A 16,803-nucleotide genomic window follows, 5' to 3' on the forward strand; every position below is an offset into this window, starting at 1 on the left:
AGTCAGCGTTCCGTCAGTTTGAGTTCGATCCGCCGATTTTGGGCAAGTGCGTCCGGATCGGAACCCTCGGCCACAGGTCTCGTGTCGGAAAAACCCGTCGCTGCCAGACGGTTGGGTGGGAATCCGAGATTATCGATCAGATAGCGTACGACCGCCAGCGCGCGGGCCTGGCTTAGTTCCCAGTTGTCCCGATAGCGACCGGTCCCGGACAGGGGCGTGCTGTCGGTATGGCCATCCACCCGGATGATCCAGTCGATCTCGTCCGGGATGTCGCCCGAGATCTCGGACAGCATCTGCGCCACGCCCGCAACCTGAGCGCGCCCGGCATTCGACAGCGTGGCCTCGCCCGGCGCAAACAGCACCTCTGACTGGAACACGAACCGGTCGCCGACGATCTTCACCCCCTCGCGCCCGGACAGGATCTGAGACAGGCGACCGAAGAACTCGGACCGATAGCGCGCCAGGTCGCGGGCTTCGTCCTCTGCCATCCGGCGGGCCTCTGCCTCCAGGGTCAGGCGACGGTCCTTTTCCTCGGCGGCGCGCAGCAGGGCGGCGTTGAGCTGCTGGCCCAGATCCTCGACCCGCAATTCCGCATCGCGCTGATCGGCGCCCGCCGTCTCGAGCAGTGCCTGCAAAGAGCCGAGCTGCGCGGTCAGCGAGGCCACCTGTTCGTTCAGCAGCGCGACCCGGCGCTGGCTTTCGTCCGACAGCGCCTCCTGCCGGTCCAATTCGCTTTGTGCGGTCGCCAGCAGCGCGGACTGACGCTCGGCCTCGCTGGCATTCCGCGCCGCCTCGGTGGACAGGTTGTCGCGCGCGGCTTGCGCTGCCGCCAGCAGCGTCAGGGTTTCCTCGGCCCGCTTGCGGGTTTCCTCCAGCGACAGGGTCATGGCGGTCAGCTCGCTGTCCGCACGCTCCAGCCGCGCGCGCAAGAGTCGCGCGGCCTCGGCCTCGGCCAGTCGGTCGGCCTCGGCCTCGTCAAGCTGCGCCTCTTTCGCGGTCAGTTCGGTTTGCAGAGCCGCGGTCTGCGCCTCGGCTCCGGCACTGCGCCGGCGCAGGTCGGCGATCAAGGCCTGCAGCGCCTCGCGGCGCGCCGCTGCCAGGCGCGCCTGTTCCTGCTGCGCGTCGATTTCCTGGCGCGCGGCCGCCACCGCCAGTTCCGCCGCCGAGGCACGAGCCTGCTGATCCTCAAGCTGCACCCTCAGGCTCTGCAGGTCCGCCTGTGCCTGCGCCTGATCGTCCGCACGGGCGGCGATCAGCGCCGCGACCTCGGCCTCGAAATCGGTCAGCATCGTGCGCGCTTCTCCCAGCTGCGCACGGCTGGTCTCAAGCTGGTTGGTGAGCCTGGTGATCCGCGCCGCACGCTCGCGCGCCTCGGCTTCGCCTTGCGCCAGAGCCTCTTCCGCGGTCTGTGCGCGGCGGGCTTCGGCGTTCAACTGATCCTGCAAGGCAGCTTCGCGCCGTTCGGAAACCGTCAGCGCATCACCCAGGGCCGTGACCTGTCGTCCCAGGTCGTCGAGCCTGCGTTCCTGGGCAGAGAGCGCGGCCACCTGTTTGGCGATCGTGTCGTCCTGGGTGGTGATCTGCTCGCGCAGCACCGATTGCACGATCATGAAGATCGTCAGCACGAACATCAGCACCATCAGCAGCGCCGTCATCGCATCCACGAAGCCCGGCCAGATCGTGGACGAGAAGCGGTTCCCCGACGAGGCGCGGTTGAGGGCCATTCCCTAGTCGTCCCCGCGGGTCAGCAAGGGATCTTTCAGCAGGTCGTCGCGGAAGGGGTCGTTGAAGCGCGCGGCCCGCACGGCCCGCGTCAACACCAGGATGTCAGAGCGCAGTTCGGCCACCATCTCGTCCCGGCCCTCGTTGAGATCCGCAACCAGCCGGGACAGGGCCGCCTCGATGCCGGACAGGTCCGGCGCCGTCGGGGCGGGCCGGTCGCTGCGCTGACGCGCCAGTTCCAGCATCCTGTCCTGACTGTCGGCCATCCGGGCAAGTCCCTCGCTCAGTGTCGCGACGCGCGCCAGCGATGCCTCCCGTTCGGCCTCGGACCGATGTGCGAGCGCCTCGATCGCCTCGGCCATCACCACGACGCGTTCATCCGCCATGGCGGCCGCGTCGTCGCGCGCCGCATCGCGTTCCGCGTGGAACTGCTGCAAGCGGTCCATGTTCGCGCCGATCTGTTCCAGAAAGCCCGACATCGCCGCCTGATCGATCGCGTCGCCCTCGGCCCCGGCCAGTCCGACGCGGGTAAAGCCGGACATCCATTCCTCCAGTTCGCGGTAGAAGCGGTTCTGGCCATGGGTCACGAACAGTTCCAGCAGACCCACCACCAGCGATCCGGCCAGGCCCAGCAACGAGGATGAGAATGCCGTCGCCATGCCGCCAAGCTGCGCCTCGAGGCCGCCCATGAGCTTTTCGAACACTTCGATTCCGCTTTCGCCTTCTTGCGGCGCCAGCGCGCGGATTGTGTCCACGACCGCCGGGACGGTTGTCGCAAGCCCGTAGAACGTTCCAAGAAGGCCAAGGAAAATCAGTAGGTTGGATAGGTATCTTGTGATTTCGCGCAACTCGTCGATGCGGGTCGCCACCGAATCGAGGATCGAGCGCGCCGATCCGGTCGAGATGACCCCGCCCGATGGCCCGCGCATGCCCAGCAGCGCGGCCAGCGGTGCCAGCAGCCGCGGCGGAACATCGCTGTCCGCGCTGCCACGGGCGGCGACGCCTTTTTCAACGGCATTGCGGCGGCGATCGGCGAAACGCTCGATCCAGCTGACTGACCGCACCAACTGCCCGACCTGCCAGAAGCAGGCGAGGACACCGACGGCGAAGACGGTCAGGATCAGCCCGTTCAGCCAGCGATTCGCCATGAAGATCGGAAGGATACGGCTGTAAGCCACCCATCCCCCGGCCAGCACCAGCACCAGCACCGTCAGCATCAGCACGATCTGCCGAACCGGCTGCGAGAAATGCGGCGTCGCGGGCGGAATTGCGCCGCCGGCACGTGTCGCGGTGATGCGCCGGTTCGGCAGGTGCAGCCGGTCTTCCTCTGGTCGGGCGGCGCCTTCGGGGTCGTCCGGCCTCTGGCCGCTGTCTGGATCGCTCAAGAGATCTCGGTCCCGTTATCGTTGCCGAATTCGTGATCAGGCGATTGTAGGGCGGGTGCTGCCACTTGCCAAGCGATCCGAAAGTCAGGTCGGATTGTCCTGTTCCGGCAATTCGGTCGCCAGCAGCCGACGTACCTCGTCCGCCAACTGGTCCAGCCATTCATCGGCCAGTCCGATTTCCGCCAGATGGCGGGCGGTATTGAACAGGTAGTCGCAATTGGGACCACGCCCGCCCTGGGCCCGTGCGATGATCCGGGCCTGTTCGCGCCGGCACAACCCGCCCGCGTATTGCCAGTGGTCGCGCCGCATCACATAGGACAGCGCTTCGACCTGCCGCCCGTCCTCAAGCGTCAATGGCAGCACCATTTCACGATAGGCGCCGGTGTCCAGCTCGCGCTCGCGCAGATAGACCATGATCTCGTCATGCTGGTCATCGGGAATACGAAGCGCCAGGCCGCTGCAGATCGCGCCCGGTTCGGCGTCCAGACCAAGGACCAGGCCCGGCGCATCTTCCGTGCCACGATAACGGGTTGATCGCAGGCAGAAGCTGCGTGCATAGCCTGTCAGTCGCGCCTTGACGGTCTCGACCGGTCTGAAGCCCGGATCCCACATCAGCGAGCCATAGCCGAAAACCCAGGAATTTTTTTGCATCTTGGTCGAACCCTTCCTTGGGATGGAAAACTAGGTCACGATGCGCCCGGATGAAAGCCCCGCGCCCCGACTGGGCGCCGCAGAAGCCAGGGCGGGGCCGCGGGGCGGGGCAGGGGGTTCGATGCGCTTCATTTATGGGCTGTTGTTGCTGATGCTGCTGGCAGCCGGCGTTTTCTGGCTGGGCGGCGAAAGCTGGATGGCGGAACGGGTCAGATCGCAGGCTGGCGCGCACCCCGGTCTGGCAGTCGAGGCAGTGGCGCCGCTGCGCCGGCACGACCGGATCGGGGTGCGGCTGACGCGGCCGGTCTATGAGGGGGACAAGCTTGGCCTGGACCTGCCCTGGCTGGAGGCATGGATTGCACCGCTATCCCCGGCCGAGGCGCGGATCGGCCTGCCCGACAAGGCGATGCTGCGCCTGAACGGTCGCCGCCTGCCGCTGACGCTGCGTGATGGCGGGTTCAGCCTGCGCCTTTCGCCCCTGCATGGTGGTGCGGTCCGTCAGGCAACACTGAACCTTGCCGCGCTTTCGCTGGACGCGTGGCTGCTGGCCGAAGGCATCTTCGCAAGCGGCCAGATGGTCGGGCTGGGCCACGCCGCACCGCGCGGCGCGCGTTCGGCCTTTGATGTCGATCTTTCGCTGACGGCGCTGGATCTCGACGCCCTCGCCCATCTTGGCATCGCGGCGGTATCGGTGCCGGGGACAGTGTCGCTGACGGGCATGGCGACGCTGTGGCTGGACGGAATCCTCGATCTGGATTCGGTTTCCGGGGCGACGGTGCCGCCGCAACCCGTAGGACTGCGCAGCGAGGGGCTGGATCTGCAACTGGGCGATGCAAGGGCACGGCTGGCCGGATATCTGCGCAGATCGGCGGATGGCCGCGTCGAAGGGCGACTGGCGATCTATACGCGCGATGGCGCGGCCCTGTTGCGTCGGGCCAGCGACGCGGGGCTGATTCCGACGGATGCGGCGATGCTGGCATCGGCGCTGATTAACGGCATCGGACGGATGCCGTTCCCCGAGAACAGCGAAGAGGACGGTCTGATGCTGCCCGAACCGATCGAGGGCGAACTGCGCTTCCCGGTCGTCATGAAGTCGGGCAGGCTGTTCATCGGCGATGTCGAGATCGGTCCCGCGCCGCACTTTCCGCGCGCGATGTAGCCGGCTCAGCCCTTCGGTGCCACGATTGAGCGTCCGAAATCGGGGGCCTCGGTGTCCTGTCCGGCCTCGATGATGCCGCGACGGATCGCGCGGGTGCGGGTGAAATAGTCGAAGAGCTGCTGCCCGTCGCCCATCCGTATCGCGCGCTGAAGGACGAACAGCTCCTCGGTGAAGCGGCCAAGAATGTCCAGCGTCGCCTCCTTGTTGTGCAGGAACACGTCGCGCCACATGGTCGGGTCGCTGGCCGCGATCCGGGTAAAGTCGCGGAAGCCGGCGGCCGAATACTGGATCACCTCTTCGTCCGTGACCCGGCTCAGGTGGTCGGCGACGCCCACCATCGTGTAGGCAATCAGGTGCGGCGCATGGCTTGTCACGGCAAGAACCAGATCGTGATGGCCAGCCTCCATGCTGTCCGTCTTTGCGCCCATTGCGAGCACCAGGCCCGACAGCCGCGCGACTGCCTCGGGGTCGCTGTCCGGCAGCGGCGTCAACAGCCACCAGCGGTTGCGAAACAGGGACGCAAAGCCCGACCGTGGGCCCGAATGTTCGGTCCCGGCAAGCGGGTGACCGGGGATGAAATGCACGGTCTGGGGGATGTGCGGCCCGACAGCATCGATCACCGATTGCTTGACAGAGCCCACATCGGTCACGGTCGCACCCGGTTTCAGCCGCGGCCCGATCTCGGCGGCGACATCGCCCATCGCGCCGACCGGCACGGCCAGCACCACCAGATCGGCACCGTCCACCGCCTCGGCCGCGCTGTCCGTCACGCGGTCGCACAAACCGATCTCGCGCGCGGTCTGGCGCGTCGCCGCGCTGCGGGCATGGCCGACGATCTCTCGCGCCAGCCCGCCCTCGCGCATCGCGTGGGCCATCGACCCTGCGATGAGCCCCAGCCCGATCAGCGCCACACGGTCGTAGATCACGCTCATGCCCCTCTCCGTTCGGCCATGAAGCGGCCGAGGCTGTGGACGACGCGTGCGCAGCCCGCCTCGTCACCCACCGTGATGCGCAGCGCCGAGGGCAGACCATATCCGCTGACGCGGCGCACGAGGATGCCATCCATGCGCAAGGCGGCGTCTGCGGCCCCGGCCTCGGCGGGGTCTGCGAACCGGGCCAGCACGAAATTCGCGAAGCTTTCGTCGCAATCCAGTCCCAGCCGGATCAGCGATTCCCGCAATTGCTGCCGCATCCGCGCGTTCAGATCGGCGCATCCTGCACTGAACGCTGTATCGCGGATCGCGGCCTCGGCGGCGGCCATCTGCGCGTTCGACAGATTGAAGGGCTGGCGGATACGGTTCAGCACGTCGATGATCGAACGTTGTGCATAGCCCCAGCCGATCCGCAGCCCGCCAAGGCCGTGGATCTTCGAGAAGGTGCGCGTCATCACCACGTTGGGGTGACGGTCCACAAGCGACCGGCCTCCGTCGGAATTCCCGGCGAATTCGGTATAGGCTCCGTCATGGACAAGGATCACATGCGCGGGAAGTCCTTCAACCAGCCGCCGCACCTCATCCTGGTCCAGCATCGTGCCCGTCGGATTGGCGGGATTCGCGATGAAGACAATCTTCGTGCGTGCGGTCACGGCGGCGATGATCGCGTCGATATCGACGCGCCGTTCGGCCTCGCGGACCGTCACCGGGATCGCCCCGACCATCCGCGCCAGAATCGGATACATGGAAAAGCCGTGCTCGGTGGTGATGATCTCGTCGTCCACGCCGGCATAGGCTTGCGTCACGAATTGCAGCACCTCATCCGATCCGACGCCGCAGATGATCCGGTCGGGGTCAAGGTCATGCACCTCGCCGATGGCGGCACGCAGGGCAGCGTGATCGGTCGAGGGATAGCGGTGCAGATCCCGGCCCGCGGCGGCGAATGCCGCACGCGCCTTGTCGCTGCACCCCAGCGGGTTTTCGTTCGAAGAGAGTTTCAGCACCTGCTGATGCCCCGCCAGGCTGCTTTCGCCGCTGACGTAAAGCGCGATGTCCATGATGCCGGGCTGCGGGGTGATCTGTGTCATCTGGCCTTTCCTTCGGTCCGGGCCGGTCTAATCGGCACGGGCGTTCATTGGAAGTGCGGAAATTCTTTGCCCTTCCGCGTCCGCTGGCCGATAAGGGCCCGGTCACGAGTAACGGTGAAGTGCCATGTCTGATCGCAATCTGCCCAAGGTGCTGATCGTCGCGCCCAATGCCTCGGCCCGGTTCGGCGGCGAGGCGTTTCTGCCGCTCAACTATTTTCGCATCCTGTCGCGTCGCGGCCATCCCGTCCATCTGATCGCCCACCATCGCAACGCCGAAGAGTTGCTGGCGCTGCCCGACTGCGATCCGGAGCGGATGCATTTCGTGCCTGACACGCGCTGGCACCGGATGATCTGGCAAGGCTTCTCGCGTTTTCCCGAACGGGTCCGCGATCTGATCGGCGGCGGGCTGATGACATGGCTGAACGAGCTTTATCAGGCTCGGCTGATACGCCAGCTGGTCGCCGAGGGCGAGGTCGACCTGATCCATCAGCCGATTCCGGTGTCGCCGCTGATCCCGTCGAACCTGCACCGCTTCGGCGTGCCGCTGGTGATCGGGCCGATGAATGGGGGCATGGACTATCCGCCGGGTTATGAGGATTACGAGGGGGGCGCCACGCGCGCCACGATCGGGGTCGGTCGCCGGATCGCATTGCTGCTCAACCGCATCAATCCCGGCAAGCACAAGGCCGCCGTCCTGCTGGTCGCCAACGAACGCACGCGCCGGGCCTTGCCCGACCCGCGGCACCCCCATATCGTGACGCTGATCGAGAACGGCATCGACTTCACCCGCTGGCGCGCGCCGCAGCAGGAAAGAGCCGCGCCCCGGCCTGACCGGCTGCGGCTGGCCTTTCTGGGCCGGTTCGTCGGCTGGAAGGCAATCGACATCACCTTGCGCGCGGTCGCGCTGGCACGAGAGGGTGGGGCGGATGTGACGCTGGATCTGCTGGGTGACGGCGAGGGACGCGCGGATCTTGCCGCGCTGGCCGCCGACCTGCAGATCGCGGATCATGTCACCTTTCACGGGTTCCAGCCGCAGGAACGCTGCGCCGAGGTTCTGGCCGGCTCCGACGCGCTGGTGTTGAATTCGCTGCGCGAATGCGGTGGGGCGGTGGTGCTGGAAGCAATGGCGATGGGTCTGCCGGTGGTCGCCAGCGCCTGGGGCGGTCCGCTGGACTACCTGAACGCCGACAGCGGCATCATGGTCCATCCGGCGCCACGCGAGGACTTTCCCCAGCGCCTCGCCAACGCCTTCGCCACGCTGGCGCACGATCCCGATCTGCGCGCGCGCATGGGGCAGGCGGGCCAGCAAATCGTGCGGCGGGATTTCGACTGGGAGAAGAAGGTGGACCGGATGGTCGATGTCTATCGCGAGGCGGCGGCAGCGGGTTGAATGCCGGCCGCAGACGGGCCGGCATCGTGCCTCCGCGCCTTGCGATCTGCCCGGGTGGCGATGCCGCACGAGAGGACCGTCATGAGAGAGGCCGCATCCGAAGATGCGGCCCCTTTCAGCGTGTTCGCTGTCTCGAAGATCAGTTCTTCGCGTAGAATTCGACGACCAGGTTCGGTTCCATCTGCACGGCGTAGGGCACGTCACCCAGCGCGGGGGTGCGAACGAAGGTCGCGGTCATCTTGTTGTGGTCGGTGTCCAGGTAATCGGGCACGTCACGCTCGGGCAGGCCGACGGCTTCCAGCACGATGGCCAGTTGACGCGAACGCTCTCGGATCGAGATGACGTCGCCTTCCTTGACGCGGTAGGACGCGATGTTCACGCGCTGACCGTTCACCTCGACATGGCCGTGATTCACGAACTGGCGGGCGGCGAAGATGGTCGGCACGAACTTGGCGCGATACACGACGGCGTCCAGACGACGCTCCAGCAGGCCGATCAGGTTCTCGCCGGTGTCGCCCTTGACACGCTCGGCCTCGGCATAGATGCGGCGGAACTGCTTTTCGGTCAGGTCGCCGTAATAGCCCTTGAGCTTCTGCTTGGCGCGCAGCTGGGTGCCGAAATCCGACAGCTTCTGCTTGCGGCGCTGGCCGTGCTGGCCGGGACCGTATTCGCGGCGGTTCACCGGGGATTTGGCGCGGCCCCAGATGTTCTCGCCCATGCGGCGGTCGATCTTGTACTTGGCAGACGTGCGTTTGGTCACGGCTGATCTCCTTCTATCTGTCGAAGGGCGTTGTCCTTTGGCTTGCGCCCGACAGGCATCCCCTTGCGAGGGCCACCAACACCAATGAAGTGCGCGCTTATAGAGGGCTGCGGGACGGTGTCAACCAGAGTCTCAGGCGCGCTGGTCCTGCAACCGCGACAAGGCCTCGCCCCATGCGGGCAGCAGCGCGGCGTCCGGATCGAAGCGGGCCGCGATGTCGGGCGTGGTCAGCACCTCGGCGCCGGCGCCGGTCGCGGCCATCAGCGCCAGCCGCGCCGCACCGAAGCCGGCGCCGGTTTCGGCGCCCGAGGGACGCAGTACGGGCACGCCGGTCGCCTGTGCCAGCATCGACAGCCAAAGGTCGGACCGCGCGCCACCGCCCATCGCGATCAGCGAGTCGGCACCGCCGCCCGCCGTCCGCAAGGCAGCCATGTTCTCGGCCAGCGCCAGCGCCACGCCCTCCAGCACCGCGCGGGTCAACTGGGGCCGGGTGCTGCGCGACGAAAGCCCGGTGAAGCCCGCGCGCTGCGCCGGGTTGTTCAGCGGCGTGCGCTCTCCCGACAGATAGGGCCAGAAGGCGATGCGGCCCGGCGCGATCGAAGCCGGGTCCAGTTCGGCCAGCAGATCAGCCGCCGGTCGTCCGGCGATGCGCGACCACCACTCCAGGCAGCCGGCAGCGGACAGGATCACGCCCATCTGGTGCCATTGACCGGGCAGCGCATGGCAGAAGGCGTGGATGGCGGTCTCGGGCGCCGGCAGGAAGCGGTCGGTCGCCGCGAAGACCACCCCCGAGGTGCCAAGCGACACAAGCCCCGGTCCCGGCCCGGTGATTCCCGCGCCGATCGCGGTGGCGGCGTTGTCGCCCGCACCGCCGGCGACCGGAATGCCGGCGGGAAGGCCCAGCTCGGCCGCCAGTTCGGCGCGCAGGCGGCCCGCGACCTCGCTGCCCTCGGCCAGCGCCGGCATCGACGCGCGTGACAGGCCGGTCGCGGACAGCAGGTCGTCGGACCAGTCCCGCCTGGCGGGATCGAACCACGCGGTGCCCGAGGCGTCGGACATGTCGCTGATGGCCTCGCCGGTCAGCCACAGTCGCAGATAGTCCTTGGGCAGCAGGACGCGCCGCGCGCGTTCGAAAAGATCGGGTTCGTGACGGCGCATCCACAGCAGCTTGGGCGCGGTAAAACCGGCGAAGACCAGGTTTCCGGTGATCGCGTGAAAGCGCGGGTCCGCGTCCAGCGTGGCGGCCTCGGCCGAGGCGCGGCCATCGTTCCACAGGATCGCGGGGCGCAGCACCCGATCCGACGCGTCAAGGCAGACCGCACCGTGCATCTGGCCGGACAGGCCGATGCCGGCCACCCGGTCCAGAGGTTGGTCCAGCCCGGCCAGGGCCGCGCGCGTCGCGTCGATCCAGGCCTGCGGGTCCTGTTCCGACCAGCCCGGTTGTGGCGTCTGAACGTCCAGCCTTGCGTGGCCGGTTTGCAGCACCGCCTGCGCGTCGTCGATCAGCACGACCTTAACGCCCGAGGTGCCCAGATCGATTCCCAGATACATGCTGTCCCCCGTCTGACTGGCGCGAGTCTGTTACATCTGGCCTTCGGTTGCCAGAGCGGGGGACGAACGCAGATCGCCGTCCGGCTGAAAGAAATGCGACAGCGGCAGGGCGGCCGCCCCCAGAACCCGCGCGTTGCGGCCAAGGCTGCCCTCGATGACATGCGGGGGGTCGATGCCCTCTCGCGGCATGCCCGCCAGTGCCTCGCGGGTCGTAGCGACCAGCCGCGCGCGGGTCGCGGGGGGCACGGCCCCGTCGATCACGACCAGCGGCAGGTCGACGATCGAGACGGCGGCAAGCGATACGAAGGCCAGGGCGCGCCCGGCCTGTTCGGCCCATTCGCGTTCGACCGTCTCCGGCACGTCCCACGCCGAGTCGTCGGGTTGCAGGGGTCGTCCAAGGCGCTTTTCCAAAGACGCCAGCGAGGCGCTGTGCAGCAATTGCCCGCCATCCGGAACAAGGATCGACCCCAGCGCGGCGGCATTGCGTCTGGGTCCAAAGCGAAGCTTGCCGTCCAGAACCAGTCCGCCGCCGGGAAAATGCGCGATGTAGATGTGCAGAAAATCGCTGGGAAGGGATCTGTGGCCGAAGACAAGCTCGGCCCCGCAGGCGGTCGTGGCGTCATTCTCGAGGAAAACGGGGAAGGGCAGTTCCGCTTCCAGTTCGGCGCGCAGATCGCAGTCGATCCAGCCGGCCATTTCGTCACCCCAGTCCCAAAGCCGGAAGGGCGTCGCGATTCCCAGCCCGGCGACTCGGTCGCGCGATGCGCGCGGCAGATTCGCCACGAACGTGGCGATGCCATGCCGGGCGAAGGCCAGGACCCTGTCCGGCAGCGGATACGGATATATCTCCTGCCGGTGCAGTTTCACCTGACCGGTAAAGTCCACCAGGGCCAGTTCGGCCAGCCTGCGACCCAGCTTGAGCCCCAGGAACCACGCCCCGTCAGGGGCCAGAGCCAGCGGTGTCGAGGGTTGGCCGACCTTGCCGCGGACCACCTCTTCGGCCTCCAGGAAACCGTTTGCAATCAATTTTCTGCTGAGATTCGTGATGGCCTGGGGCGACAGTCCCGTCGCATGTGCCAAGGCCGCGCGTGGCATCGGCCCATGGCGCCGGATCAGCGAAAGGATCACGCGCTCGTTCCGTCCCGCCATCGCGGTGCCAACTCGATCATTCGGCATGCCATCCATCCTCCTTGCCCGCATTAATCAATGCAATTGAGTTATTGACAAGAGAAATCTTCTGGTGCTTTTTGAGAGGCAAGGCGGGACAGGGAGCCTGCTGGTGGTGGAGGAAGGAACTGACATGAACATGAAGCCCGTATTTCGACTGTCCCTGGCCGCGTCCGTGCTGGCGCTGAGCGCCGGGCTGGCCCAGGCGCAGGACCCGGTGAAGGCCTGCCTGATCACCAAGACGGACATCAATCCGTTTTTCGTCAAGATGAAGGAAGGCGCGACCGCGAAGGCCCAGGAGCTGGGCGTCGAGCTGATGACCTTTGCCGGCAAGATCGATGGCGATCACGAAACCCAGCAACAGGCGGTGGAAAGCTGCATCTCGGCCGGTGTGAAGGGTATCATGATCACCGCATCGGACACCAAGGCCATTGTCGATGTGCTCGAGCAGGCGCAGGACAACGACATTCTGGTCATTGCACTGGACACGCCGCTGGACCCGATCGATGCCGCGGACGCGACCTTCGCGACCGACAATTTCGAAGCCGGGCGGCTGGTCGGCGCCTGGGCGAAGGGCAAGCTGGGCGATGCTGCCGCGGACGCCAAAATCGCATTCCTGGACCTGTCGGCCAGCGCGCCTTCCGTGGATGTTCTGCGTGATCAAGGGTTCATGGAAGGGTTCGGGATCGACGTGAAGGATCCCAATGTCATCGGGGACGAGGACGATGCACGCATCGTTGGTCACGAGGTAACCTCGGGCAACGAAGAGGGCGGCCGTCAGGCGATGGAAGCCCTGATGCAGATGGATTCCGGCATCAACGTGATCTACACGATCAACGAGCCGGCCGCCGCAGGTGCCTATGAGGCATTGAAATCATTCGGAAAAGAAGGTGACGCCCTGATCGTGTCGATCGATGGCGGATGTCCTGGCGTGCAGAATGTGCAGGAAGGCGTGATCGGCGCGACCTCGCAGCAATATCCGCTGAAAATGGCCTCAATGGGGGTCGAGGCGATCGCCGCCTTCGCCAAGGACGGCACCCGTCCGGCGACCAGTGAAGGCCTCGACTTTACCAATACCGGCGTGAATCTGGTCACCGACGAACCTGTCGAGGGCGTTGAATCGATCAGCGTGCAGGAAGGTTTGGACCAGTGCTGGGGCTGATGCGGGTCGCCTGACCCGTCAGGCGACACGGAAACCCTGGCGGCGGCGCCATGCGCCGCCGCACCATCATCCTCATTCGGACGGAGAGGCCCATGTCGGACGCCCCAGATCCCGTGGTCGAGCGTAGCTCAGGCGAAGCCGTGGCTCAATTCGAGCACCATTCGCGTGGTCCGCTGGACCGTATCCAGCATTTCCTGCATCGCTATCCAACCATGGTGCCGGTCATCGTGCTGGTGCTGTCGCTGATCGTCTTCGGGCTGGTCTCGCCCAATTTCTTTTCGGCCTTCAACCTGTCGCTGATCATGCAGCAGGTGGCGGTGGTCGGCACGCTGGCGGCCGCGCAGTCGCTGGTGATCCTGACCGCCGGCATCGACCTTTCGGTTGGCGCGGTCATGGTGATGATTTCGGTCATCATGGGCCGGCTTTCGATCGAATTCGGCGTCCCGGTGCCCTTTGCGATCCTGCTCGGTCTTGTTTGCGGGATGCTGACCGGAGGCCTGAACGGGCTGCTGGTCACCCGGCTCAAGCTGCCGCCGTTCATCACGACGCTGGGGACCTGGAATATATTCCTTGCGTTGAATTATTACCTTTCAGGGCGCGAGACGATCCGAAGCCAGACGCTGGACGCCGAAGCGCCGATGCTGAAATTCTTCGGCGAAAGGTTCAATCTCGGCGGTGCGGTGCTGACATATGGCGTCGTCCTGATGCTGATCGTCTTCGCGGTGCTCTGGTATGCGTTGAACAAGACCGCCTGGGGCCGCAGGGTCTATGCGGTTGGCGACGATCCCGAGGCGGCCGCGCTGGCGGGCATCCAGACCAACCGGATGCTGATGTCGGTCTACATGACCGCCGGTGTCATCTGTGCCCTGGCCGCGTGGTCCTCGATCGGACGTGTCGGATCGGTGAGCCCGACCTCGTTCTTCGAATCGAACCTTGAATCGATCACCGCCGTGGTGATCGGCGGCATATCGCTGTTCGGTGGGCGTGGCTCGATCCTGGGCCCGCTGATCGGCGCGCTGATCGTGGGTGTCTTCAACTCCGGTCTACGCCTCGCCGGTGTGGACGTTCTGTGGCAATTGTTCGCGACCGGCTGGCTGATCATCATCGCCGTCGCCGTGGACCAGTGGATCAGGAAGATCTCGTCATGACCGAACCGATTCTGGCAGCCCGCAATCTGGTCAAGCGCTATGGCCGGGTGACCGCGATCGATCACGCCGATTTCGACCTTTATCCTGGCGAGATCCTGGCCGTCATCGGCGACAATGGCGCCGGCAAGTCAAGCCTGATCAAGGCGGTCTCCGGGGCCGTGCGACCGGATGAGGGCGAAATCAGGCTGGATGGAAAGCCGGTCAGCTTCAACAGCCCGCTGGAGGCGCGCAAGTCCGGCATCGAGACCGTCTATCAGACGCTTGCGCTGTCGCCTGCGCTGTCGATCTCGGACAACATCTTCATGGGGCGCGAGCTTCGCCGCCCGGGCATCATGGGCAAGTGGTTCAAGATGCTGGACAAGCCAGCCATGGACAAGTTCGCCCGCGAGAAGCTGACCGAGCTGGGGCTGATGACGATCCAGAATATCAGTCAGCCGGTCGAGACGCTGTCTGGCGGACAGCGTCAGGGCGTTGCCGTGGCGCGCGCCGCCGCGTTCGGCAGCCGCGTGATCATCCTCGACGAGCCCACGGCCGCACTTGGCGTCAAGGAAAGCCGCCGGGTGCTGGACCTGATCCTGGACGTCAGGTCGCGCGGCATTCCGATCGTGCTGATCAGCCACAACATGCCGCATGTCTTCGAGGTGGCCGACCGGATCCATATCCACCGGCTTGGCAAGCGCCTTTGTGTCATCGATCCCAAAGAGCATACCATGTCGGACGCGGTGGCCTACATGACCGGCGCGAAACTGCCCGAAGGGGTCGCTGCGTGACGAGTGGGGATGGGGTGGACGGGCCCGCCTTGCCGGGGCTTGCCGATGGCTTTTTCGACAGCGCGCAAGGGCGGGCGCTCATCAGGCGGATCAATGCTGTGCCATCGGACCGGACCGTACTGGCCGTGGCGGGCGCGCCCGGTTCCGGGAAATCGACGCTGGCCGAGGCGCTGGTCGCCCGCCTGCCGGATGCGGTGCTGGTGCCGATGGACGGGTTCCACCTGGATGACCGGGTGCTGGAAGAGCGTGGCTTGCTCGAGCGCAAGGGCGCCGTCGAAACCTTCGACGCCGAGGGGTTCGCCGTTCTGGCTGGCCGGTTGGCGCAGCCAGGGGGCGACATCGTGTTTCCGGTCTTCGATCGCAGCCGCGAACTGGCTGTGGCCGGTGCTGGGGTCGTCGCGCCGTCGCACAGGGTGGTTGTGGTCGAGGGGAACTACCTGCTGCTGGACCGGCCGCCCTGGAACCGCGTCCGCTATGACCTGAGCGTCTGGCTGGACGTCCCTTTGCCGGAGTTGCGTCGCAGGCTTGAGGCGCGCTGGCACGCGCTGGGAAAGGACGAAGCCGGGGTCGCCGCGCATCTGGCGAACGACCTGGCCAACGCGCAGATAGCATCCACGGCTTCGCGCGCAGCCGATGTGGTGCTAGTCGGCGAGGTAGCGCATCAGGAACCAGGCCAGGGCTGAGCAGATCAGAGTGGCCGTCACGACGGGCAGCGCAGTGCCGTCATAAAGCAGGCCGACCGGCGCGGCGATCAGCGTCGCAAGCATGGTCGAGATGGCGGCGACGATCGACGCGGCCATGCCGGCGATATGCCCCATATGCTGCAAGGCAAGGGCATTCAGGTTCCCGAAGGTGACGCCGGCCATGAAGAACACGCTGACGCACCAGATGAAGAAGGCCGGGAATTGCAGTGCCGGCGGCAGCAGTCCGGCCGCCAGCAGCACCAGCATCGTGGCGCTGACGCAGGTCTGCATCACATAGGCCCATAATGCGATCCGGCGCATCCCGAAACGGGTGACGAAGACCGCGTTCAGCACCGTGCCGGAACCCGAAAGCAGCGCCATTGCGGCAAACCAGGCCGGGAACGCACCGCCCTTGCCATAGGCCTCTGCGAAGAGCTGTTGGGCCGAAGACAGCAGTCCGAACATCTGCCCGAACCCCAGCGTCAGGATCAGCGTGCAAAGCATGACCTGACGGTTGCCGAGCACCTCGCGGGCGGCCTCTTTCAGCGGGGCGACCTGCAAGGGGCGACGGCGTTCGGGCGGCAGGGTCTCGGCCTGGCGCAGGTTCAGCCAACTGCATCCGATCAGCGCGAACAGCAGGAAGCCGAAGAAGACCCCCTGCCAGCCGGCAAGCCAGATCATCCCCGCCCCGATCGAGGGGGCAAGCGCGGGGACGATGATGAAGACCATCATCACGAAGCTGGTGATCCGCGCCATCTCGCGCCCCGCATAGAGGTCACGAACCAGCGCCAACCCGACGATACGGGGGGCGGCGGCGCCAAGGCCCTGCACGAAGCGGGCGGCCAGCAGCGTCTCGATCGAACTGGCAAGGATCGCGATGACGGTCGCGAGGGCGTAGATCAGGAAGCCGATGGTGATGGCGCGCTTTCGGCCGATCGCGTCCGAGATCGGACCTGCGAACAGCGTGCCTGCCCCCAGCCCGGCGACGAAGACGGTCAGGATCAGCTGGGCCCGGTTGATGTTGTCCGGCGTCAGTTCGCGCGCGATGTCGGGCAGCGCCGGCAACATCGCATCGATCGAAAAGGCGATGGTAGCGAAAAGAAACGCCAGCATCGCAATGAATTCTGGCAGCGGCAGCCGCCTCAGCGGCGTCGGGCCCAGGGTCGCGGCTCGGGACATCGGGAAACACCTTCGATCAGGTGCAGCGCATAACGGTACTTTGCATTATGCGCAAG

At 66.2% G+C, this 16,803-nt stretch carries 15 protein-coding genes; 6 read left to right on the forward strand and 9 right to left on the reverse strand.

What is annotated here, in order from left to right:
- Positions 1-2 precede the first annotated feature (2 nt).
- The 3 genes from L1965_RS09480 to L1965_RS09490 form a co-directional block, all read right to left on the reverse strand.
- Positions 3-1,724 (reverse strand): peptidoglycan -binding protein, encoded by a 1,722-nt coding sequence (locus tag L1965_RS09480; RefSeq protein ID WP_235756193.1) that lies wholly within the window; start codon positions 1,722-1,724, stop codon positions 3-5.
- 3 nt (positions 1,725-1,727) lie between these two features.
- Positions 1,728-3,107 (reverse strand): hypothetical protein, encoded by a 1,380-nt coding sequence (locus L1965_RS09485; protein ID WP_338421480.1) that lies wholly within the window; start codon positions 3,105-3,107, stop codon positions 1,728-1,730.
- A gap of 84 nt (positions 3,108-3,191) precedes the next feature.
- Positions 3,192-3,758, reverse strand: coding sequence for a gamma-glutamylcyclotransferase (locus tag L1965_RS09490; RefSeq protein WP_235756194.1), 567 nt, complete (start codon positions 3,756-3,758; stop codon positions 3,192-3,194).
- A 121-nt stretch (positions 3,759-3,879) separates the two neighbouring features.
- Here L1965_RS09490 and L1965_RS09495 point away from each other — a divergent pair, with 121 nt between their 5' ends.
- The gene (locus L1965_RS09495; protein ID WP_235756195.1) at positions 3,880-4,917 is read left to right on the forward strand and encodes a DUF2125 domain-containing protein; all 1,038 of its coding nucleotides are present in this window, start codon (positions 3,880-3,882) and stop codon (positions 4,915-4,917) included.
- 5 nt (positions 4,918-4,922) lie between these two features.
- On the opposite strand, the gene L1965_RS09500 is transcribed toward L1965_RS09495, so the two are convergent.
- A complete protein-coding gene (locus L1965_RS09500) occupies positions 4,923-5,849 on the reverse strand; it encodes a prephenate/arogenate dehydrogenase family protein (RefSeq protein ID WP_235756196.1) in 927 nt (308 codons plus the stop codon).
- Positions 5,846-6,937: a histidinol-phosphate transaminase gene (gene hisC / locus L1965_RS09505; RefSeq protein ID WP_235756197.1), complete on the reverse strand. Its 1,092-nt coding sequence runs from the start codon at positions 6,935-6,937 to the stop codon at positions 5,846-5,848. The genes L1965_RS09500 and hisC overlap by 4 nt, the downstream gene beginning before the upstream one ends.
- Positions 6,938-7,061: 124 nt before the next feature.
- Between hisC and L1965_RS09510 the strand changes: the two genes are divergently transcribed.
- Positions 7,062-8,327 (forward strand): glycosyltransferase family 4 protein, encoded by a 1,266-nt coding sequence (locus tag L1965_RS09510; RefSeq protein ID WP_235756198.1) that lies wholly within the window; start codon positions 7,062-7,064, stop codon positions 8,325-8,327.
- A gap of 139 nt (positions 8,328-8,466) precedes the next feature.
- On the opposite strand, the gene rpsD is transcribed toward L1965_RS09510, so the two are convergent.
- The 3 genes from rpsD to L1965_RS09525 form a co-directional block, all read right to left on the reverse strand.
- Positions 8,467-9,087, reverse strand: a complete 621-nt coding sequence (gene rpsD, locus L1965_RS09515; protein WP_235756199.1) for a 30S ribosomal protein S4 — start codon at positions 9,085-9,087, stop codon at positions 8,467-8,469.
- Between the two features lie 132 nt (positions 9,088-9,219).
- On the reverse strand, positions 9,220-10,638 hold the full coding sequence (gene xylB / locus L1965_RS09520) for a xylulokinase (RefSeq protein WP_235756200.1): 1,419 nt from the start codon (positions 10,636-10,638) through the stop codon (positions 9,220-9,222).
- Positions 10,639-10,668: 30 nt separating this feature from the next.
- Complete coding sequence (locus tag L1965_RS09525; RefSeq protein ID WP_235756201.1) at positions 10,669-11,814, reverse strand: ROK family transcriptional regulator; 1,146 nt, start codon at positions 11,812-11,814, stop codon at positions 10,669-10,671.
- Between the two features lie 124 nt (positions 11,815-11,938).
- Here L1965_RS09525 and L1965_RS09530 point away from each other — a divergent pair, with 124 nt between their 5' ends.
- The 4 genes from L1965_RS09530 (at position 11,939) to L1965_RS09545 (ending at position 15,568) form a co-directional block, all read left to right on the forward strand.
- Positions 11,939-12,967, forward strand: coding sequence for a sugar ABC transporter substrate-binding protein (locus tag L1965_RS09530; protein ID WP_235756202.1), 1,029 nt, complete (start codon positions 11,939-11,941; stop codon positions 12,965-12,967).
- Positions 12,968-13,059: 92 nt separating this feature from the next.
- Positions 13,060-14,115 carry an ABC transporter permease gene (locus L1965_RS09535; RefSeq protein WP_235756203.1) on the forward strand — a complete coding sequence of 352 codons (1,056 nt, stop codon included), beginning with the start codon at positions 13,060-13,062 and terminating at the stop codon, positions 14,113-14,115.
- A complete protein-coding gene (locus tag L1965_RS09540; protein WP_235756204.1) occupies positions 14,112-14,885 on the forward strand; it encodes an ATP-binding cassette domain-containing protein in 774 nt (257 codons plus the stop codon). Before L1965_RS09535 ends, L1965_RS09540 begins: the two co-directional genes overlap by 4 nt.
- 80 nt (positions 14,886-14,965) lie before the next feature.
- Positions 14,966-15,568, forward strand: coding sequence for an AAA family ATPase (locus tag L1965_RS09545; RefSeq protein ID WP_439332078.1), 603 nt, complete (start codon positions 14,966-14,968; stop codon positions 15,566-15,568).
- Here the strand turns inward: L1965_RS09545 and L1965_RS09550 are convergent.
- Positions 15,527-16,747 (reverse strand): multidrug effflux MFS transporter, encoded by a 1,221-nt coding sequence (locus tag L1965_RS09550; RefSeq protein ID WP_235756205.1) that lies wholly within the window; start codon positions 16,745-16,747, stop codon positions 15,527-15,529. The two genes, L1965_RS09545 and L1965_RS09550, sit on opposite strands and share 42 nt — an antisense overlap.
- Between the last annotated feature and the right edge of the window lie 56 nt (positions 16,748-16,803).

It is taken from the genome of Paracoccus salsus, assembly GCF_021556615.1.
Lineage (GTDB): Bacteria > Pseudomonadota > Alphaproteobacteria > Rhodobacterales > Rhodobacteraceae > Paracoccus > Paracoccus salsus.

Coding starts and splice junctions, on each gene's coding strand:
- L1965_RS09540 (WP_235756204.1), top strand. CDS start 14,112: ATGACCGAACCGATTCTGGCAGCCCGCAATCTGGTCAAGCGCTATGGC.
- L1965_RS09510 (WP_235756198.1), top strand. CDS start 7,062: ATGTCTGATCGCAATCTGCCCAAGGTGCTGATCGTCGCGCCCAATGCC.
- L1965_RS09480 (WP_235756193.1), bottom strand. CDS start 1,724: ATGGCCCTCAACCGCGCCTCGTCGGGGAACCGCTTCTCGTCCACGATC.
- L1965_RS09535 (WP_235756203.1), top strand. CDS start 13,060: ATGTCGGACGCCCCAGATCCCGTGGTCGAGCGTAGCTCAGGCGAAGCC.
- L1965_RS09495 (WP_235756195.1), top strand. CDS start 3,880: ATGCGCTTCATTTATGGGCTGTTGTTGCTGATGCTGCTGGCAGCCGGC.
- L1965_RS09550 (WP_235756205.1), bottom strand. CDS start 16,747: ATGTCCCGAGCCGCGACCCTGGGCCCGACGCCGCTGAGGCGGCTGCCG.
- L1965_RS09500 (WP_235756196.1), bottom strand. CDS start 5,849: ATGAGCGTGATCTACGACCGTGTGGCGCTGATCGGGCTGGGGCTCATC.
- xylB (WP_235756200.1), bottom strand. CDS start 10,638: ATGTATCTGGGAATCGATCTGGGCACCTCGGGCGTTAAGGTCGTGCTG.
- hisC (WP_235756197.1), bottom strand. CDS start 6,937: ATGACACAGATCACCCCGCAGCCCGGCATCATGGACATCGCGCTTTAC.
- L1965_RS09490 (WP_235756194.1), bottom strand. CDS start 3,758: ATGCAAAAAAATTCCTGGGTTTTCGGCTATGGCTCGCTGATGTGGGAT.
- L1965_RS09530 (WP_235756202.1), top strand. CDS start 11,939: ATGAACATGAAGCCCGTATTTCGACTGTCCCTGGCCGCGTCCGTGCTG.
- L1965_RS09525 (WP_235756201.1), bottom strand. CDS start 11,814: ATGCCGAATGATCGAGTTGGCACCGCGATGGCGGGACGGAACGAGCGC.